Annotated in this window: 21 protein-coding genes; 11 read left to right on the top strand and 10 right to left on the bottom strand. The window is 41.7% G+C overall.

Annotated elements, in window-relative coordinates; all coding sequences use genetic code 11:
- Window positions 1-4: 4 nt before the first annotated feature.
- The gene (locus ABTV71_RS13840; protein WP_433903590.1) at window positions 5-1,264 is read left to right on the top strand and encodes a TlpA family protein disulfide reductase; all 1,260 of its coding nucleotides are present in this window, start codon (window positions 5-7) and stop codon (window positions 1,262-1,264) included.
- Window positions 1,265-1,326: 62 nt separating this feature from the next.
- Here the strand turns inward: ABTV71_RS13840 and ABTV71_RS13845 are convergent, their stop codons facing one another.
- From ABTV71_RS13845 to ABTV71_RS13855, 3 genes are all read right to left on the bottom strand, one after another.
- Window positions 1,327-1,551, bottom strand: coding sequence for a hypothetical protein (locus ABTV71_RS13845; protein WP_153848719.1), 225 nt, complete (start codon window positions 1,549-1,551; stop codon window positions 1,327-1,329).
- A gap of 262 nt (window positions 1,552-1,813) precedes the next feature.
- Complete coding sequence (locus ABTV71_RS13850) at window positions 1,814-2,374, bottom strand: Crp/Fnr family transcriptional regulator (protein ID WP_433903591.1); 561 nt, start codon at window positions 2,372-2,374, stop codon at window positions 1,814-1,816.
- Window positions 2,375-2,468: 94 nt separating this feature from the next.
- Window positions 2,469-2,900 (bottom strand): hypothetical protein, encoded by a 432-nt coding sequence (locus ABTV71_RS13855; protein ID WP_433903592.1) that lies wholly within the window; start codon window positions 2,898-2,900, stop codon window positions 2,469-2,471.
- 339 nt (window positions 2,901-3,239) lie between these two features.
- On the opposite strand from ABTV71_RS13855, the gene ABTV71_RS13860 reads away from it, so the two are divergent.
- Window positions 3,240-4,271, top strand: a complete 1,032-nt coding sequence (locus tag ABTV71_RS13860) for a hypothetical protein (RefSeq protein WP_433903593.1) — start codon at window positions 3,240-3,242, stop codon at window positions 4,269-4,271.
- A 57-nt stretch (window positions 4,272-4,328) separates the two neighbouring features.
- Here ABTV71_RS13860 and ABTV71_RS13865 read toward each other — a convergent pair whose 3' ends face one another.
- Entirely contained in the window at window positions 4,329-4,523 is a 195-nt protein-coding gene (locus tag ABTV71_RS13865) for a hypothetical protein (protein WP_433903594.1), read from the bottom strand.
- Window positions 4,524-5,119: 596 nt separating this feature from the next.
- Here ABTV71_RS13865 and ABTV71_RS13870 point away from each other — a divergent pair.
- From ABTV71_RS13870 to ABTV71_RS13890, 5 genes are all read left to right on the top strand, one after another.
- A complete protein-coding gene (locus ABTV71_RS13870; protein ID WP_433903595.1) occupies window positions 5,120-5,875 on the top strand; it encodes a hypothetical protein in 756 nt (251 codons plus the stop codon).
- A gap of 3 nt (window positions 5,876-5,878) precedes the next feature.
- Window positions 5,879-6,286: a DUF5675 family protein gene (locus ABTV71_RS13875; RefSeq protein ID WP_433903596.1), complete on the top strand. Its 408-nt coding sequence runs from the start codon at window positions 5,879-5,881 to the stop codon at window positions 6,284-6,286.
- Window positions 6,287-6,505: 219 nt separating this feature from the next.
- Window positions 6,506-6,730 (top strand): hypothetical protein, encoded by a 225-nt coding sequence (locus ABTV71_RS13880; RefSeq protein ID WP_433903597.1) that lies wholly within the window; start codon window positions 6,506-6,508, stop codon window positions 6,728-6,730.
- Window positions 6,717-6,890 carry a hypothetical protein gene (locus ABTV71_RS13885; RefSeq protein ID WP_433903598.1) on the top strand — a complete coding sequence of 58 codons (174 nt, stop codon included), beginning with the start codon at window positions 6,717-6,719 and terminating at the stop codon, window positions 6,888-6,890. Before ABTV71_RS13880 ends, ABTV71_RS13885 begins: the two co-directional genes overlap by 14 nt.
- Before the next feature lie 211 nt (window positions 6,891-7,101).
- On the top strand, window positions 7,102-8,106 hold the full coding sequence (locus tag ABTV71_RS13890; protein WP_433903599.1) for an Rpn family recombination-promoting nuclease/putative transposase: 1,005 nt from the start codon (window positions 7,102-7,104) through the stop codon (window positions 8,104-8,106).
- 74 nt (window positions 8,107-8,180) lie between these two features.
- On the opposite strand, the gene ABTV71_RS13895 is transcribed toward ABTV71_RS13890, so the two are convergent.
- From ABTV71_RS13895 to ABTV71_RS13910, 4 genes are all read right to left on the bottom strand, one after another.
- Window positions 8,181-8,993: a helix-turn-helix domain-containing protein gene (locus tag ABTV71_RS13895; RefSeq protein WP_433903600.1), complete on the bottom strand. Its 813-nt coding sequence runs from the start codon at window positions 8,991-8,993 to the stop codon at window positions 8,181-8,183.
- 56 nt (window positions 8,994-9,049) lie between these two features.
- The gene (locus ABTV71_RS13900) at window positions 9,050-9,520 is read right to left on the bottom strand and encodes a hypothetical protein (protein ID WP_433903601.1); all 471 of its coding nucleotides are present in this window, start codon (window positions 9,518-9,520) and stop codon (window positions 9,050-9,052) included.
- A gap of 22 nt (window positions 9,521-9,542) precedes the next feature.
- Window positions 9,543-10,109: a hypothetical protein gene (locus tag ABTV71_RS13905; RefSeq protein WP_433903602.1), complete on the bottom strand. Its 567-nt coding sequence runs from the start codon at window positions 10,107-10,109 to the stop codon at window positions 9,543-9,545.
- 63 nt (window positions 10,110-10,172) lie between these two features.
- Entirely contained in the window at window positions 10,173-11,075 is a 903-nt protein-coding gene (locus ABTV71_RS13910) for a cyclase family protein (RefSeq protein ID WP_433903603.1), read from the bottom strand.
- A 260-nt stretch (window positions 11,076-11,335) separates the two neighbouring features.
- Between ABTV71_RS13910 and ABTV71_RS13915 the strand changes: the two genes are divergently transcribed.
- Window positions 11,336-12,175, top strand: a complete 840-nt coding sequence (locus ABTV71_RS13915) for an SDR family oxidoreductase (RefSeq protein ID WP_077433740.1) — start codon at window positions 11,336-11,338, stop codon at window positions 12,173-12,175.
- Between the two features lie 78 nt (window positions 12,176-12,253).
- Window positions 12,254-13,156, top strand: coding sequence for a helix-turn-helix domain-containing protein (locus tag ABTV71_RS13920; RefSeq protein ID WP_433903604.1), 903 nt, complete (start codon window positions 12,254-12,256; stop codon window positions 13,154-13,156).
- On the opposite strand, the gene ABTV71_RS13925 is transcribed toward ABTV71_RS13920, so the two are convergent.
- Window positions 13,149-13,547, bottom strand: a complete 399-nt coding sequence (locus ABTV71_RS13925; RefSeq protein ID WP_433903605.1) for a DUF1398 domain-containing protein — start codon at window positions 13,545-13,547, stop codon at window positions 13,149-13,151. The two genes, ABTV71_RS13920 and ABTV71_RS13925, sit on opposite strands and share 8 nt — an antisense overlap.
- A gap of 211 nt (window positions 13,548-13,758) precedes the next feature.
- Between ABTV71_RS13925 and ABTV71_RS13930 the strand changes: the two genes are divergently transcribed.
- Window positions 13,759-14,337, top strand: a complete 579-nt coding sequence (locus ABTV71_RS13930) for a Crp/Fnr family transcriptional regulator (protein WP_317041791.1) — start codon at window positions 13,759-13,761, stop codon at window positions 14,335-14,337.
- A gap of 189 nt (window positions 14,338-14,526) precedes the next feature.
- On the opposite strand, the gene ABTV71_RS13935 is transcribed toward ABTV71_RS13930, so the two are convergent.
- Window positions 14,527-15,432 carry a helix-turn-helix domain-containing protein gene (locus ABTV71_RS13935; protein ID WP_433903606.1) on the bottom strand — a complete coding sequence of 302 codons (906 nt, stop codon included), beginning with the start codon at window positions 15,430-15,432 and terminating at the stop codon, window positions 14,527-14,529.
- A gap of 157 nt (window positions 15,433-15,589) precedes the next feature.
- Between ABTV71_RS13935 and ABTV71_RS13940 the strand changes: the two genes are divergently transcribed.
- Window positions 15,590-16,411: an SDR family NAD(P)-dependent oxidoreductase gene (locus ABTV71_RS13940; protein ID WP_433903607.1), complete on the top strand. Its 822-nt coding sequence runs from the start codon at window positions 15,590-15,592 to the stop codon at window positions 16,409-16,411.
- The last annotated feature ends 33 nt before the right edge of the window (window positions 16,412-16,444 follow it).

Raw genomic sequence — 16,444 nt, forward strand, 5'->3', positions numbered from 1 at the left:
ACACATGAAAAATAGACTATTATACATATACATAATTGCGCTGATATGCAGCGTAGTTGTTGCGAAAGCCCAGCCAAATTTCAAGGTAGATCTTAAAAAAAGGTTATTGGTAGGGGATACTTTCATAGCGCCAGATAACGTGTCGCTAATACGCGGTAACCTCAAGAGAATAGATTGGAAAAAGTTGAAAAACAAAGTTGTTCTATTAGACTTTTTCGATACCTATTGTGCTTCATGTATACAGTTGATGCCGCATTTGCAGGATTTACAAAATACCTATGGTGATAAAATCCAAATAATTACCGTTACCTGGCAAGACAGGGAAACGATGGAGAAGTTCTTTGCTCAAAATAAGTATTTAAGCGATCATAAAGTAAATTTGCCCGTAATTTATAACGACACCTATTTGAAAGAACTATTTCCACATCAGTCTGTGCCACATGAAGTACTTATCTATCAAGGCCGTGTGCAAGCTATAACAGGACCAAACTATATCACTGCGGAGAATTTGCTTAATTTACATAGAGAAAAGCAGATCAATCTCCCGTTAAGAGATGAGTATGGAAAGGCTGACTTAAAAGGCCAGATGAAAAGTGCATCAACAAATTTTAAAGCAGGTACGTTAATTTCCGGTTTTCAAGAGGGAATACCTTATCAATCATGGAGAATGGAATCAGACTCGACAACTGGACTTTACAAAAGTTCAGTTTACAATACATCTATCTATAGTGCATTGCTTGGACTGGCAGCGAAAGCAAAATTGAAAAAGAAAATGTACGTGCCACGAACGGATCGAGTGATCTGGCAGGTGAAAGACTCTTCAAAGTTTTATGATTTCGAACAATCTGACCCGTTTTGGGAGACTAAAAACAGTATTTGCTATGAGCGATATGATCCTATAATCCGACCAGATTCAGTACTCGCACATATTATCCTAGAAGACTTTAAAAGCTTCTGTGGTGTAACCATAAAACCTGATGTACGCAAAATCAAAGTTTTACGCTTAGTTCCTACTAAGGCCCAAGCGGAAAATAACCCAGAACCTACGGATGCGGTTACCTACAGAGGGACAGCAGTATTTGCTGGCTTTACAGATATGAGCATGCAATTTCCACCGATACTGGACGAGGTGAATAGCGATGTTAAATTAAGAATTGCGCCATACAATAACCTGGAAGAGTTGAATAAGCAGCTTGCCCGTTATGGGATTAAGGCTGAATATGGCCTAAGTGAAATGGATGTATTGGTTATCGAAGAATACTAAAAAAAGGATAGGATATGGCGCATAGCCATATCCTTTTCCTCATGCATATACTTATTCAACAACTATCTTGCTTTAAGTCTAACATTCGCCGTATTATTTTGCGAATCTAAAGCTTGCACCATTTCAGATAAGATAGCATTATCCAAATCTGGATGATTTGAACCATCATCATTAGCTTGAATGGCACACAATCGTTGAGTAGGGGTAGAACAGCTTGGTGTTCCACTCACCAGAGTATAATCATTTGCATTAGCAGGGTTTGACCCTGTGAAGCTATACCAACTCATAATTGTAAGGTTTAAAATGTTAATAAATTAGATTTATAATTCAGTACGCTGCAGTCATACCGGCCCCCATACCGGTTACGATTGCTCGTAACCGACGGTCTGGCGGGGTACTCCTTTTGCCAGACCGTTTTTTATTAGACATTTCGGATCTCTTTTCTTCTTTCTCTGGTCTCCGCCGATCAAAGCCAACTTCCTTATGTCTATTACAAAGTACCGCATAGTTTACAGCCTGAAATCGGGTCTGGCGGTACTATTTTAAATTTTATAGATCTTTTTTGCTTTCATATATTGTCTTTGGATCGATATATAAAAATTGGCTCAACAACTTATTATTCAAACTGAGGAATAGCCCGGGCATCAGCGCTTTGAGTTTTGCGTATCTGTCCCTGGAATCTTGCGCCATTATAAGTGCCTTTTTGTTGAAAAAGTCTGATTTGCGCTGTCGCATAATACTGACAAAATGATGCATGCTCGGATACCGATCCTGTAGCTCTTGTAGAATAGCCAAGGGTATACAGGCGACTGTACTTTTGCTAAGAAACTGAATATTCAGATCCTGGCTATTGAAACTGTACTCATGTTTTGTGCCGGTAAAGTAATGACCTTCGGTCGCAATCCAGTGCAGATAGGGCTTTTTGAGTTTCATCTCATAAGCGCCAACCCTGCCGTCAAGCACATAGCACCAATAGGGACGACTTTCATCCTCCCGGCAATAGATCTGCCCACGCTTCCCCTGGCGTATTTTGGTATGCTTTATTAGCTCATCGCGACATGGATCATCTGCATTGAAATAGGTATTTAAATGTTTGATAAAACGTTTCACGGTTAATATGTTGTAAATGAATAGTTCATGAAAAAGAAAAAACGCCATGAGAGAGATATGGCCCATGGCGTTTTGTTGAATTATTTTAGATCATCTAAAGAAGCGTGTAGTAAATCCTGACGATCAAATGCCCCTCTAAACGACGGTTGAAAATCTCATTCGCTTCAGATTCGACGGGGATTTCCGGTGTATCTGACTGGATCTTGTTTGACTCATACTCGGTTACTTTGACCGAATCCCGTGGGAAGGTGCTCGTATTTTTTTCATTAGTCTGCTTGTCCAAGGTGATGTCTGCCTGGTTGTTGATCGCAAAGGCGATCTCTTGAGCTAGATTGTTTTTGAAGTCAGCGGACAGGGATATGATATAATCAATCTGGCTCTCCGAAAGTTCAAAACGAGACATAAGCCAGCTGCGTAGGCACAGCAGGATCAGCTTTTGCTCCATCATCTGGAATTCGACAGTTGAGTTGTACAAGTCCCGGAGCCATCTCTTGACTCCTGCATCATCAAATGTGTATTTGTTCATACTGTTTAGTTTGTCGGTGACTGCTAGCGGCATGCCAAAGCTATTACCCCGGGTAACTAGTATTCACCTTTGTTAAAATTTTAATTATATTTTATAATTCGATCGAACAGCGAATCTAAAACCTAAATGCAAAAAAGTGAAGGAAATGAGGATAGAAATCGGCGAAAAGGAAATGGCTTTCGTTGAAATAGATCAAAAACAGCCTTAGAGATATCTGTGAAGCGATTGTCACAGCGACGAACAAAGAAGTTAATTCTACTATCTAATTGTAAAGGAAGCGTTACAATGTTTCATTGTGAAATTTATTAATTTTATTGATAACTATATAATCAACCTTTTATGGCAACACTAAAGTCTTTTTTTCGCTCCTGGTATGGAAATTCATTGATAATATTGTTATTGGCGGGCATGTCATCTTTTATGGTCACCTTTTATACTACTGAAGAATCTTTATTTTCGAGTATAACCATGAAAAAACATGGTTTGGTATTTCTTTTTAGTTGGGTATTAATGCTATTGGCGATAACACCTGTCGCTTACGTTGTATATAAACTGGATGCGAGTACTTACTTTGGACAAAACGATAAAATACGTTACTCCATGCAGTTTTTAGTCCTTGTGCTTCTATTGGGAGCTATTGCACTCCGGGTAGTGTATAAAATCTATTTGGGGCTATTCGGGGTGGATTTGCAAAAACGGGATTATTTTGAACGGGATTTTGTCGTTGTTATGTTTTGCCTCATTATGGTTCAATTTTACTATGCTTTTCGAAGGGAAAGAATAAGGAATAACTATAGAAAAAAGCGATCAAAGGTAATGCAAAAATGGCTTTTGCAGAAAGATGAGCAGATAAAATCGCAGGAAATAAAGAGTAATGAGCTGCGTATGCATTATGAGAACGAATTGGCCGAACTGAGGAGCCGGAAACAGCGGTTGCGTGCAAACCACGATCGTTTAAGTAGTCATGAAAACAGATTGAAGGCTTGCCTTAAAGAGGCCACCCAACAGCTTGAGGTAATGATAGGTGCAGCAAATGAATGGGTAAGAATACCTCAGATTGCGTATTTCCATCTCAAGGAAGGATCCGCCAGATCCAAATTGGTCGATGTACGTTTACTGGATGGCCGGGAGGGCACTGTTGATATAGACTCGCTGGCAAAAATTGAAAAATTGTGGCCAAATTTATTCTTTCGCGCCGGTCGGGGGCTGTTGATACAACATATGGCGATTAAAGACCAATATAAAGATGAGAATGATTATATCGTTGAACTATTTGGCGAATCCAATGAAAGGCTAAAGGTATCAGTAGAAGCATATGATAGGCTTTTGGAGATCAAACGTGAATGGATGCAAATATTACCCGAGGAATAAGTATCAAAATCAGGGGGACGGTACACCGCCCCCCTGACTATATACATGCTTTGAGACTCAAAGCCGTTCAATTACTTCCGCTAACGGTAAATCATAATAAGCAGCAAACTCATGTACGGTGAGTTGCTGGTGCTTGGCTTTTCCATAGGCATCTCTTGCCTGTTGGTATTTGCGCTGCGCCTGTCTGGGGCTAAGGTCAAGTACGGATGCGACATCCTTTGCACTGATGCACAGTCGGTATTTTTTTGTCATTAGAAATCGGGCTGTGGATTGCCGTTGGACATAGCATGGGTATGCCGCGGACAATACCTAATGGTACCATGATTCTCCTGTCAGCTGGATACCTCTCTGTCCATATTCGTCAATGTGCGGTTATAGACAGCCCTTAAGAAAAAAATTAATAATCTACATTTAACGTTTGTGCAATTGTTTTGTTTTAAATAATTGTATTATAACATTTTGATACTGGTTATCTGATCTGTTACATGCAGTCTGAAATCCACATTAACGGCATACATATTCTTCCGATAGCCGGGCACACGGACCCCGCCAGATGGATGCGGTTCATTCACATTTTACATACTGCTACGCTACTGGCTACTGTAGCTCTTTGGTAGCTTTTTAGTAGCTCTCTAGTACCTTTTCGGTAGGGTATTGGTACCTTTTTGGTACACTCCCTGTACACTAACCGTACTTAAACATTGCTTCACGACAGACAGATAGTGCTATATTATGCCATTCCGAGCCTAATGCTGACTATTTAAGCCATGTTGGCCACATCCGGCCATTTTGGACAGGGATCAGTTTGGTACTCAACATCTTTGTGTTGTCATTAAAAACTCAATATCATGGCAAAACAAGAAAGTTTAATCAAGTTTAGAGGCAAGGTCGGGGACCTTTCCTTTAGCAAACACCGCAATCGCGGTTATGAAGTCCGCATGAAAGGTGGTGTGGACAAGGCTCGGATCCAGACGGATCCTAATTTTCAGCGTACCCGTGAGAATATGGCGGAGTTTGGCTCGGCAGCTGGTAGCGCCAAACTGATTAGGATGCAGCTCAACAACCTGCTCCGCACCTTTGCAGACAACACCATGCGCAATCGCCTGACGGCATTGATGCACCGTATCCAGAAGGCAGATTCAACCAATGCTCGCGGGGAGCGGATCTTTCTGGAGGAGAACAGCGCTATGCTCAAAGGATTTGAGTTCAACCAGGCGAGTTCACTAAAAACGCTCCTTGAGCAAAAGTTGGAACCGGTTTATGACCGTGCTACTGGTGAGGCCACGCTTATCATTCCAGAGTTTAACCCACAGAATGATGTCATGCTGTTGAACGGGGCGACGCATATGCAGTTTACACTGGCGGTAGCAGAACTGAGCATGGATGATGTACCTCCGCGTCCGGTGATGGCCAGATCGGGCTACATCCCGTTGATTGGTGTGCACGTCGAGGAGACGCTACAGGCACCACTGGTCGTAGATCCCACAAAAGTGGTTTACATCATTGTCGGTATTTCGATGTATCAAGAGGTCAACGATTCGTATTATCCACTCAAGAATAATCCGTACAACGCCATGACCATCGTCGAGGTAGATGTCCCTTAGGTGATGATGAAAACGAGACATACCCTCAAGCTTCTCCGGAAATATGGGGCTGAGGGAACTAACGGCACGATCACCTTCAACGACGAGCATATCTGCCATACGATCGAACTACCGGATCGCAACAACATCCAGCGGATCAGCTGCATCCCGATCGGTCTGTATAAACTGGAAAAGATCCGCTACCGGCGGCATGGCGAGCAGATCGGTATTCCGCATGTGTTAAACCGCGAAGGGATCTTGATCCACGCGGCGAATAACGCAAAGGACGAACTGCTCGGCTGCATCGCTCCGGTTACCAGCCTAACTGGCGAGGGACAGGGTACGGGAAGTGGTAAGGCTTTAGCTAAGCTCAAAGCGCTGGTGTATTGCCTGTGGGATATGGGGGATGAAGTGTATTTGAGTATTCGATAAGGCTTTGGAGATCTGGAATTAGCTGCTGCATTCCTTTTTGTCATCTTCTTAGCAAGATGACGGTATAAATCAAACTCGCTATGCTCGGACAACGATTTATGCTACCCTCATCTTGCGTCAGCGATAGGCAGTCGGAACGCAAGGCTTTCAATTCCATGATCTCCTTAGCTTAACGAAAAGTGTGTGTTGGAGGATGGGGATTTTTAAATACGTACAAAAATGAAAAAAGTCTTTAACAAAATAGGACAGGTGCTGCAGCTGGTGCTGGCGGCGCCTGTTAAATTTCCGGGTAAGGTCGGGAATATATTAAAATACCTGGCTTTGGGACTGGGGATCGTGGAAACAGTATTAGATGATGATAAGCCCCCACCAGAGGCTGACGACATACCTGAGAAAGGCTGGAAGGAAGCAATGGAAAGGAGTGAAGCCGATGAAACTGAATGACATCCGTATCTCCACTATCGGTGGAACAATCTGCTCCATCTGGGCGAGTATCTCGCTGGGTGATGTACTACAAACTGTCCTTACCGCTGCACTTGGTACGCTGGTGAGTTTCGCAACAAGTCGCTTACTGGGACGCTATAGTAAACGAAGACGTCCGTAATGGATGGCAAGGCGCACCCAAACGGTGCGCCTTACGCGTTTGGATGGACTGTCTTTCCGCCAAGACAATCAACCACCAAATATTTTCGATAATTCTAACCGTTAGTTTTGAACTAATTCAAAAAGTGTTGTATTTATTTTTTTTGCTAAAAATATTAGTTTTATTGATTTATTTTTGCGATATTTACATAAAACAACCAATTATTGAATCTATGAGCGAGCCAGTTTATATAGATCTAGTTTCAGACTATGCTTTTAAGCGCATTTTTGGATCCGAGCCCAATAAGGATTTATTGATTTCGCTATTGAATGGGTTATTCCGTGGACGGAAATCTATTGTCGATTTATTGTACGAAAAGAATGAACATGTTGGGGATAGTGAGGAGATCGGTACCGTGATCTTTGACCTGATCTGCACTGCTGATAATGGTGAGAAGTTTGTGATCGAAGTACAACGTACGGCACAGATAAATTTGAAAAAACGTATGCTTTACTACAGCAGTAAGTTGATTGCGGATCAGGCTCCCAAAGGAAAACGGCGAGCGTGGAATTATGCGATAACCGAAGTATACATTGTGGTACTTATGGATGGATTTACTTTTTCACAAGTGGACGAATCCAGTACCGTTCTTCACGATATCTGTTTGTGTAACAGGGACACTGGTCGAGTTTTTTATGAAGAGTTGGGGTTTATTTACGTTCAATTGCGTAACTTTACAAAAGTAGAGGCAGAATTAGAAGATGATCTTGATCGTTGGCTTTATGTTTTACGTAATATGTCAAAGCTGAACAAGATCCCGGTCTATCTGAAGAAGACTATATTTGAAAAATTATTTAAAATAGCGGAATACGCAAAGTTGAATAAGGAGGAACGAGCAATGTATGATGTAAGTCTAAAACGTAAATGGGATGCTGAAGCTGTGCGCCAATATCAGGAGCAACAGATTAACGAGGCTATTCAGAAAGGCCTCGAAACAGGTATTGAACAAGGTATCGAACAAGGTATCGAACAAGGTATTGAACAAGGTATCGAACAAGGTCTTGAGAAAGGGATTAAAGAAGGAATTGAGAGGGGTGCTGAGGCGAAAAGCTATGAGGTAGTGGAGAATTTGATTAATGAACTTAAGCTTACCGACGATATTATCGTGCGTGTTGCTGAAGTTTCGCTTGATTTTGTAAAGAAAGTACGGGCTGATCTAGTCAGAGACAGAAAGTAAGTATTCCCAATATGGACAAAACCCCTGTTCTTAGACAATTGTATCTTTTGGACCTGCAGGAAGAATGCCTGAAACTAGGATAGGGGATCAACCAAACGACTTGGAGCCAATCCAAATTGCTTTTTGAATGCAAATGAAAAATGGGAGAGATTTTCAAATCCTACCTCATAACAGACTTCCAAGGGCTTTTTTCTCTTTTCTGTAAGCTGATAATAGGCAAGTTCCAAACGTTTACGGGTTAACCAGCGTTGTGGAGTCATAGTGAAAGCCTTTTTGAAGTCCCGCTTAAAGGTTGTAAGACTTCTGCCGGTGAGGTAACCAAATTTTTCCAGTGGAAGATTGAACATAAAATTCTTTTCCATATAATCGACAAGGTTGATTTTTCCAGGCTCTTCAAAATTAGCAAGCACATGATCGATCTCTTGGTTCAGCGTTCGGAGAACACTGATGGCTTCGGTAATTTTAATGGAGGCAATATCTGTAGGGATGTCCTTCATGTCGAAATAGGGGATAAGCGATGCCAGGCAACTTTCCAGAAGCGGGTGATTATTGAAACAAAAAATCTTCGGTGAATTTTTGGGTTGGGGATTTATATTCTTGCCTGCATAAAAATTCTTTAAAGTCTCTAATGATAGATGCATGACAACAGTTTTATGAGGTTCACCGTCTTTAGGATAATTAATAATAGTCGCTAACTGATTTCTGGGAATTAGAAAAATATCCCCTTTTCCAAATATATAGGTAGCATCAGCCTGTACAATCTTGGTTTCTCCGGAAAGAAACCAGACCAGCATATGCTGGTCAAACATAATATCTGATTTGAAAAACTTGTCTTCGTAGCTAGAAAGCTTTATATCTTCGGTAATGTATCGGGCTTGGTATTCCATGATTTTTGCTTTTTTATGAAGGAAATTAATAACTTAAAGATAAGAAATAATAGCATTTACGGATTGAAGCGGATACCCGTCATCTCTTCTGTCAGTTTCCATAGTTTCTTCGCATGGGTTTCATCAAGTGAATAAGGATTGACTCCTTTCTGGTCGGTAATATCCGAAGAGAGCACAGCGATATCCCCATCCTCACAATAGACTCCTCCAATATGCTCCAATAAAGGGCTTGTAGCACACCATACTGTTGTAGCTGCTCCTTGTGGGATCGTTTTTAATGATGCCGCTACCTCAGGCAACATGTTGCCATTTACATCCACAAAACCCATTTTTTGAAATAGTTCCAGTGGAGCTTCTCTGCCTAATTCAGTTCCACCAATAGACCCGGGATGAACGGCATAGCTTCTGATATGGGAAGATTGTCCCCGCACATCCAGTTCCATTGAAAAAAGATTGACAGCGGTCTTCGATTGTCCGTACCCCTGTAACCCATCTGCGGTAGACCTTAAATTCGGTTTTGTCAACATGGTGTACCACACTTAATAGGAATTATTCTTGCTGGTAGACCAGGTCTTTGCTGATGCAGTGTTCTTCCCAGGGCATTTCTATAAGCCGGCTATGCGCGTTTTGTGGAATGATACTTTTTGATGTAGGCAGGTAAAAATGGGTTTTATTTCCGCTGTTCAAGGTATCGCGTAGATCGGGGATCTTTTTGAGGTTGCGCTGCAAGGCCGCAAAAAATGCTTTTGCCGATTTGTCAGCTTGCTTCATGATCTGCCGCAAGTGGATGATTTCTCTTGTCCGGTCAGTTTCATAACCGCCGCTTCCTGCTATTGTATATTCGGCTACAGGCGAATCGTAGAAGAGATCCGAGCTTTTGATGGCCTCCTGATCTGAAAAGGGATAGGTGGACAGAAAAAATCCATAATAATCGGCGGATGAAAAGCTCTTCAAAAAATCCGCCTGATTTTCCTTGCTATATTTCACATAATTCCGCTTGCCCGAACGACGGTTTATCATTTCAATATAGGCGTGTGCACGATGTTTTTCCATCGTTTCGCCGCAATACTGGAAAAACAGCTCTGCAGGTATGGCAATCCAAAAGTATTGACCCATTTTTTTTCTTATATTCAATTTAACGTATATGGTTTGGCGCTTGGCGTTCTTATCATAAAGCTTCTATCCAGCCACATCCTTTTTCAGCTTGGCAAATGCGCGTACAGGAAATGTCCCTACACCTTTAAACTTCGGTGGAGCGGCCGTAAACGTAAAGTTGTCGTCAGGCAGTAGGTCCAGATGGCACAAATGTTCGACAATCAGGATCTCTGACCCCAAAAGAGTGGAATGCACCGGACGTGATCGTCCACTGGTATCATCGATATTGTGTGAATCAATGCCCACCAGTTTAACACCACATTCGACGAGGTACGTTGCTGCTGCTGCGGTCAGGTAAGGATGGTTTTCATAATAGGCTTCGGTATTCCAATGGCTATCCCATCCGGTATGGATCAGTACAGCACGGTTTCTGATCTCCCTGTTTTTGAGCTGCTCATCGGTAATGGCCAGTCCGTTGCGGTAGGGAACCCTGATGACAACGGCGTCCAGATCCACAAAAGCCTTTAAGTCCATTTCGGAGGTATCCTTGCCATGTTCATAGCGGTGAAAAGGGCAGTCAATATAGGTACCGGTATTACTGACCATCTCTATTTTGCCGATCTGAAATTCGGTGCCTTCATCGTAATAGTTCCTGGAGCCGGCTCTGGATAGGTAATCGCAGATAATGGGGGCGGGCAGCCCTTTGTAAGTAACAAGGCCATTTTCGATCGTATGGCTGAGGTCAATAAGCTGTTCCGTTGCGTTTTCTGCCGGCGCAACTTTACGCTTATGGGCTTCTTCAAATATTTCCTTATTGAGGATATTTACTTTTCCGGCCATCAGTAGCCGGAGATCTTGAATAATATAGTCGGCGAGCTCCGTGTCGCTGATCGTATCGCCGTTGATATCCAAGCGGAAATCTTCGCCCCTGAGGCTGCCACCATTGGTAAAGTATACTTCAAAATCAAATTTTACGCGTTTATCCATGTTGGTCTGTATGCAAGTTGGTATAAAATAAGCCGAAACGTTAGACTAACGAAGTTAATGAAAGTACGGCTAAATTTTTAACATGAGTGTACGAAAATATCCGGGCCTCCATTTGACGGTGTGATTATTTTGTTGACTTGGGCTAGCGCTGAGTTGTTGTGGAATACACTCAATTGTTTGATTTTCGTAATCTATTGCTTCGATTTAGTTATTATTGACATTTATTGAAGTGCTAATTTTGTCCTATAAATAAATTAGATATGGAGACAAATAAAGTATGGTTTATAACGGGGGCTTCCAAGGGAATGGGGGTGTCGTTGGTAAAAAAACTCATCATAGCGGGGTATAACGTGGCAGCAACAAGTCGAAAATCCCAGCGTTTAATAGACGCCGTCGGACATGTTGAAGGGCCACGGTTCTTACCGCTGGAAGTGGATTTGACAAGTGAGAAATCCATCAACGAAGCTTTTGAACGTACGGTTGCACACTTTGGGAAAATCGACGTTTTGGTGAATAATGCCGGCTATGGGATCGGTGGAGCTGTGGAAGAATTAAGTCAGGAAGAAATCAAGGATAGTTTTGACATTAACGTAATGGCTGTAATTAAGACGATGCAGTCTGCGATGCCTTACTTCAGGCAGCAGAAATCGGGCCATATTATCAACATTTCATCTATTGCGGGTTTTGCCCCGGGAACGGGCTGGGCGATGTACGCTGCTACGAAATATGCGGTGACAGGGCTTTCAGAGGTGATGGCAGAGGATGTGAAAGAGTTTGGTGTTAAAGTGACAGTGGTGGCACCGGGGGCATTCCGGACGGAGTTTCTGGAAGAAAACTCCCTTGTTTTTGCTGAAAAGAAAATTGATGGCTATACTGCGGTGAGAAGCTCCCACGAAAAATATGCAGCCATGAACGGATCGCAAATCGGTAATCCGGAATTGCTGGCTCAGGTTTTTATCGATTTGGTAAAGAATCCCAACCCGCCTGTACGGCTCTACCTCGGAAGCGATGCCTACAAAAGGGCAACGGAAAAAGTTAATCTGCTTTCAGAAGAATTAGAAAGCAATAAGTATATTTCTTATTCCACTGATTTTAATTGAAAATCTTATACTTAAAATAAAAAGCGTTGTCATGACTGAGCGACAGCGTTTTTTATTTGATTTTCGTACATTTATCCTATGGAAAAAATGCAGTCACTGGAGGGGTTTTACCAATCTAAATTTGACCGGATACCCGAGAATTTCCGTCATGGGGTAGGGCATTTCAATGTTTTTAAAATAGATGAATATATAGGGAAGCATACTAAGCCTGTGGTCTACAGCAGGAAAGATTATTTTAAGATTACCCTGATTATCGGTAGAAACCGAATACATTATGCTGACAAGGTCATTGAAATTAAAAGGCAGGCCTTATTTTTTACAAATCCGCAGATCCCTTACAAATTTGAATGGATTGACGATTATAAAGCTGGATTTTTTTGTGTCTTTACGGCATCATTTTTTCATCACTTCGGCAACCTAAACGACTACGAAGTCTTTAAACCCAACGCCTTACCTGTTTTTGAGCTCACGGATGAGCAATTGGAAGATATAAAGCAGATATACTTAAAGATGCAGGCTGGATTAGAGTCGGATTATGCACATAAATATGATCTGCTGAGAAATCTCGTGTTTGATCTACTTCATTATACGCATAGGATGAAAACGGCTTCTAAAGTTGAAAAGCAGCAGGCAAATGCTTCTCAACGGATCACGCATATGTTCCTGGAGCTTTTAGAGCGTCAGTTTCCGATTGAAGATCTGAGGCAGCGGATCTGCTTTCGATCGCCCGGCGAATTCGCGGGTCAGCTTTCCGTCCATATCAATCACCTTAATCGCGCCGTCAAAGAGACTACTGAAAAAACAACCTCCGCAATTATTGCGGAGCGCCTGTTACAGGAGGCTAAAATATTACTGAGACATACCGAATGGAATGTCTCGGAAATCGCTTATTCTTTAGGTTTTAAAGAGGCTACTCATTTTAATAATTTCTTCAAAAAAGCGATGCAGATGACACCGATCCACTTTCGGGAAATTAATTGATTAGCCTAGGTATCTCTTCTACCAGAATTTCATTCCCGGCATTATCATAATACGCACAGGTCATCTTGTCAAGAAAGACAGTCCATTTTTCGATACCACATATTGCACACATCGCCATAAAAGTGGGATAATCTGTTTCGCCCTGCTGATGCTCTTTTAAGCCTTTTTTGAACTGCTCTGCCTCAACAGTGTTGCCAATGGTCAATGGCTCATGACTAGCTGGAGAGCTCGTTCTGTAGTGATTATGCCCATAATAATCAGAGTGCCCATCCGCAACAAAAACGTCGTAAGCGGTAACGCCTAATTTTTTGATGTCCTGGATGTAGGCAGGAAAGTCTGCACCTGATTTTACTTTGCTATGAGCAGCTTTTATTTGTTCTACTGTAAACATTTTTCCTTGATTTATACGTATTATGCCTTTTATTGAATTACAAACGATAATGTACAGTGCTGGCCGTACTGAAAATGTCTGTCAAATATCTCCCATCCAATAGATAAGTAAATATACTAAATGGATCAGACCGCGCCACCAAGGATGATGAGGTTATTTTATTATTTTTGATTATCTTAAACGGGCTAAAGATGATCAAAAAAGACTTTAAATGATGCGTGAACAATTCAAAAAACACCTGGATAAATTTATAAAGATTTCCGATGATGAATTTGCCGATATAACCGGATATTTTGAGCAGCAGACGCTTAAAAAGAAAGAAAACGTATTGACCGAAGGGCAGATCTGCAAAGCCAGTTATTTTGTACTGGATGGAATTCTGCGAAAGTTTTTTATCAATGAAAAGGGTGTGCAGCAGACGACTGAATTCGCGATTGAAAACTGGTGGATGACAGAGACCTTCTCTTATATCAATCAGACGGCCACAGAGTTTTACATTCAGGCTGTACTGCCAACAGAAGTCCTGGTCATTCGCCAACATGCCCTCGATGATCTACTGGAAAAGCACCCGGTCATGGAAAAGTATTTTCGCATGGTGTATCAGAAAGCTTATGCCGCTGCACAGATGCGCGTCAAGCTGCTTTATGAGCACTCCAGGGAAGAGCTATACCGTCAATTTCTCAAGAATCAGCCTGCATTTCTGCAGCGCGTACCTCAATATCTCGTGGCTTCCTACCTGGGCTTTACACCCGAGTATCTCAGCGAAATCCGCAAAAAGAATTTTTCTTAAAGCCTTTTAAGTTTTTCCGGCTCTCCATTTTCCAAATTTGTAGTATCAAATTAAAAAATAAGAAACATGGAAAAACGAATCTATATCAGCACAACAGAACCACAGGCATTCAAAGCGGCTACCAAATTTTTCAACGAGGAGGAGCAGGTCAATTTCAAACATTTTGTACTATTACCCATAATTATGAAATCAATTTTTGGTTTCCTTAAATTGGGCAGGTGTAACACCTACCAATTTTTTAAACAAACGGGTAAAATATGAAGGGCTTTCAAATCCCAGATCATAGGCTATGCCAGAAATGTTGCTGTCCGATCCCAGCAATAGATTTTTCGCCTCTTTAATCAGGTAAATATGGACATGTTCCAGAGCGGTTTTTCCGGTTTCCTGTTTAAGAAGATCGCTCAGATACCTGCTTGATAGAAAAAGTTCTCCCGCAAGATAATTTACGGTGGGCAAACCTTCTTTAAGGTGCAGCTTCTTATCAAAATAGTTCTGTAATACTGTCTGAAACCTTTTTAGCGTGGTTCCCGAAACGTTATTACTTCGATCCACAAACTGTCTTTTATAAAAGCGGTCGGAATATTTTAGGATGGAGTCAATATGTGACAATATAATTTCACGGCTGAATTCATCGGAGTTTTCGTCATATTCCTTGCGTATTTTTTCATAGAGTTCCCACATGATAACCTCCTCAGCAGGAGATAGGTGCAGGGCTTCATTTATTTCATACTCAAAATAGCCATAGTTTTTGATCTGGTCATGCAGAATATGGCCGGCCAGATAATCCTCATGAAAAAATATAACAAAACCCTTTTCTGCAAACTGTACATTACTGACCTCAATAATTTGCCTTGGCTTCATAAAAACGGTGGATCCATTACTGTGGTCATATTTCGTTTTGCCATATAGCACATAGCCCGATTTGATCTTTTTCAGAGCAACCATATAAAAGTCTCCGGTGAACCTGTCTTCTCCGACCGAATAGGTCATAAGTTCTTTACAGGTCATCAGGCTCAATAGTGGATGCTTCGGAGGTTCAAAGCCACTTTTTTCATGAAGTTCGGTTATGCTTTTATAATGATTGATCTTTTCCAATGTCTCTAATTTTAGGAATTTGCTTGTTGAAATGTTTCAAAATTACATTTTCGTAAATCTGTGCTATTCTTCCGCTGATATGGAGTAGAGCAGAGGCCGGTTCTGGATATAACTTTGTCTTATCAAAATAACAAATAATAATTTAAACAATAACAAAATGGCAAAGACAATTTTTATTACAGGAGCAACTTCAGGATTTGGAAAACTTTGGACAGAAGCACTATTGCAACGTGGGGACAACGTCGTGGCAACTTCCAGAAAAGCGAATGCTTTTACAGCATTATCAGAAAAGTATGGTGATCAGTTATTACCGTTACAGCTGGATATTACCGATAGAGAAGCTGTATTTGCTACCGTAAACAAAGCCAAGGAACATTTCGGTCAGCTTGATGTGGTGATCAACAATGCGGGGTATGGCGTTTTTGGTGCAGTGGAAGAAATCGGTGAAAAAGTAGCCCGGGATGTTTTCGATGCAAATCTGTTCGGAACACTATGGGTGACACAGGCAGCATTGCCAATCCTAAGAGCACAGGGACATGGGCATATCATCCAGCTTTCAAGTGTACTGGGCGTATGGAGCCTTCCGACTTTAGGCATTTACAACGCAACAAAATTTGCGGTGGAAGGCCTCAGTGAGGCGCTGGCCAGCGAGGTAAAAGATTTTGGCATCCATGTAACGCTTATCGAACCAAATGGCTATAAAACAGAATTTGGTGGAAGTTCGGCAGTTTTTGGCGATTCGCTCGATGTTTATAATCCGCTAAAGGAAAGCCTGAGCAAAATAGAGGGGCTTGGCCCAGACGATTACGGCACTCCGGAAGCGACTGTTCCAGCAATCTTAACACTGATCGACAGTGAAAATCCGCCGTTAAGATTATTCTTGGGCAAATTGGGATATGTCAAAACAGAAAGGGTGTATGGTGAAAAACTTCAACAGTGGAAGGAATGGAAAAATGTTTCAGAAGCAGCGCACGGGTAATTCCGTGCTTCTTTACACATAGTTAAACATAGT

Origin of the sequence: Sphingobacterium puteale (genome assembly GCF_050986225.1) — a bacterium.
In the GTDB taxonomy this organism is placed as follows: Bacteria; Bacteroidota; Bacteroidia; order Sphingobacteriales; family Sphingobacteriaceae; genus Sphingobacterium; species Sphingobacterium puteale.

Excerpts from the sequence above, each read along its gene's own strand:
- ABTV71_RS13855 (WP_433903592.1), bottom strand. The coding sequence starts at position 2,900 with ATGAACAAATACACATTTGATGATGCAGGAGTCAAGAGATGGCTCCGG.
- ABTV71_RS13880 (WP_433903597.1), top strand. The coding sequence starts at position 6,506 with ATGAAAAAAGTCTTTAACAAAATAGGACAGGTGCTGCAGCTGGTGCTG.
- ABTV71_RS13915 (WP_077433740.1), top strand. The coding sequence starts at position 11,336 with ATGGAGACAAATAAAGTATGGTTTATAACGGGGGCTTCCAAGGGAATG.
- ABTV71_RS13905 (WP_433903602.1), bottom strand. The coding sequence starts at position 10,109 with ATGGGTCAATACTTTTGGATTGCCATACCTGCAGAGCTGTTTTTCCAG.
- ABTV71_RS13940 (WP_433903607.1), top strand. The coding sequence starts at position 15,590 with ATGGCAAAGACAATTTTTATTACAGGAGCAACTTCAGGATTTGGAAAA.
- ABTV71_RS13920 (WP_433903604.1), top strand. The coding sequence starts at position 12,254 with ATGGAAAAAATGCAGTCACTGGAGGGGTTTTACCAATCTAAATTTGAC.
- ABTV71_RS13910 (WP_433903603.1), bottom strand. The coding sequence starts at position 11,075 with ATGGATAAACGCGTAAAATTTGATTTTGAAGTATACTTTACCAATGGT.
- ABTV71_RS13840 (WP_433903590.1), top strand. The coding sequence starts at position 5 with ATGAAAAATAGACTATTATACATATACATAATTGCGCTGATATGCAGC.
- ABTV71_RS13860 (WP_433903593.1), top strand. The coding sequence starts at position 3,240 with ATGGCAACACTAAAGTCTTTTTTTCGCTCCTGGTATGGAAATTCATTG.
- ABTV71_RS13925 (WP_433903605.1), bottom strand. The coding sequence starts at position 13,547 with ATGTTTACAGTAGAACAAATAAAAGCTGCTCATAGCAAAGTAAAATCA.
- ABTV71_RS13885 (WP_433903598.1), top strand. The coding sequence starts at position 6,717 with ATGAAACTGAATGACATCCGTATCTCCACTATCGGTGGAACAATCTGC.
- ABTV71_RS13900 (WP_433903601.1), bottom strand. The coding sequence starts at position 9,520 with ATGTTGACAAAACCGAATTTAAGGTCTACCGCAGATGGGTTACAGGGG.
- ABTV71_RS13890 (WP_433903599.1), top strand. The coding sequence starts at position 7,102 with ATGAGCGAGCCAGTTTATATAGATCTAGTTTCAGACTATGCTTTTAAG.
- ABTV71_RS13865 (WP_433903594.1), bottom strand. The coding sequence starts at position 4,523 with ATGACAAAAAAATACCGACTGTGCATCAGTGCAAAGGATGTCGCATCC.
- ABTV71_RS13930 (WP_317041791.1), top strand. The coding sequence starts at position 13,759 with ATGATGCGTGAACAATTCAAAAAACACCTGGATAAATTTATAAAGATT.
- ABTV71_RS13875 (WP_433903596.1), top strand. The coding sequence starts at position 5,879 with ATGATGAAAACGAGACATACCCTCAAGCTTCTCCGGAAATATGGGGCT.
- ABTV71_RS13845 (WP_153848719.1), bottom strand. The coding sequence starts at position 1,551 with ATGAGTTGGTATAGCTTCACAGGGTCAAACCCTGCTAATGCAAATGAT.
- ABTV71_RS13895 (WP_433903600.1), bottom strand. The coding sequence starts at position 8,993 with ATGGAATACCAAGCCCGATACATTACCGAAGATATAAAGCTTTCTAGC.
- ABTV71_RS13870 (WP_433903595.1), top strand. The coding sequence starts at position 5,120 with ATGGCAAAACAAGAAAGTTTAATCAAGTTTAGAGGCAAGGTCGGGGAC.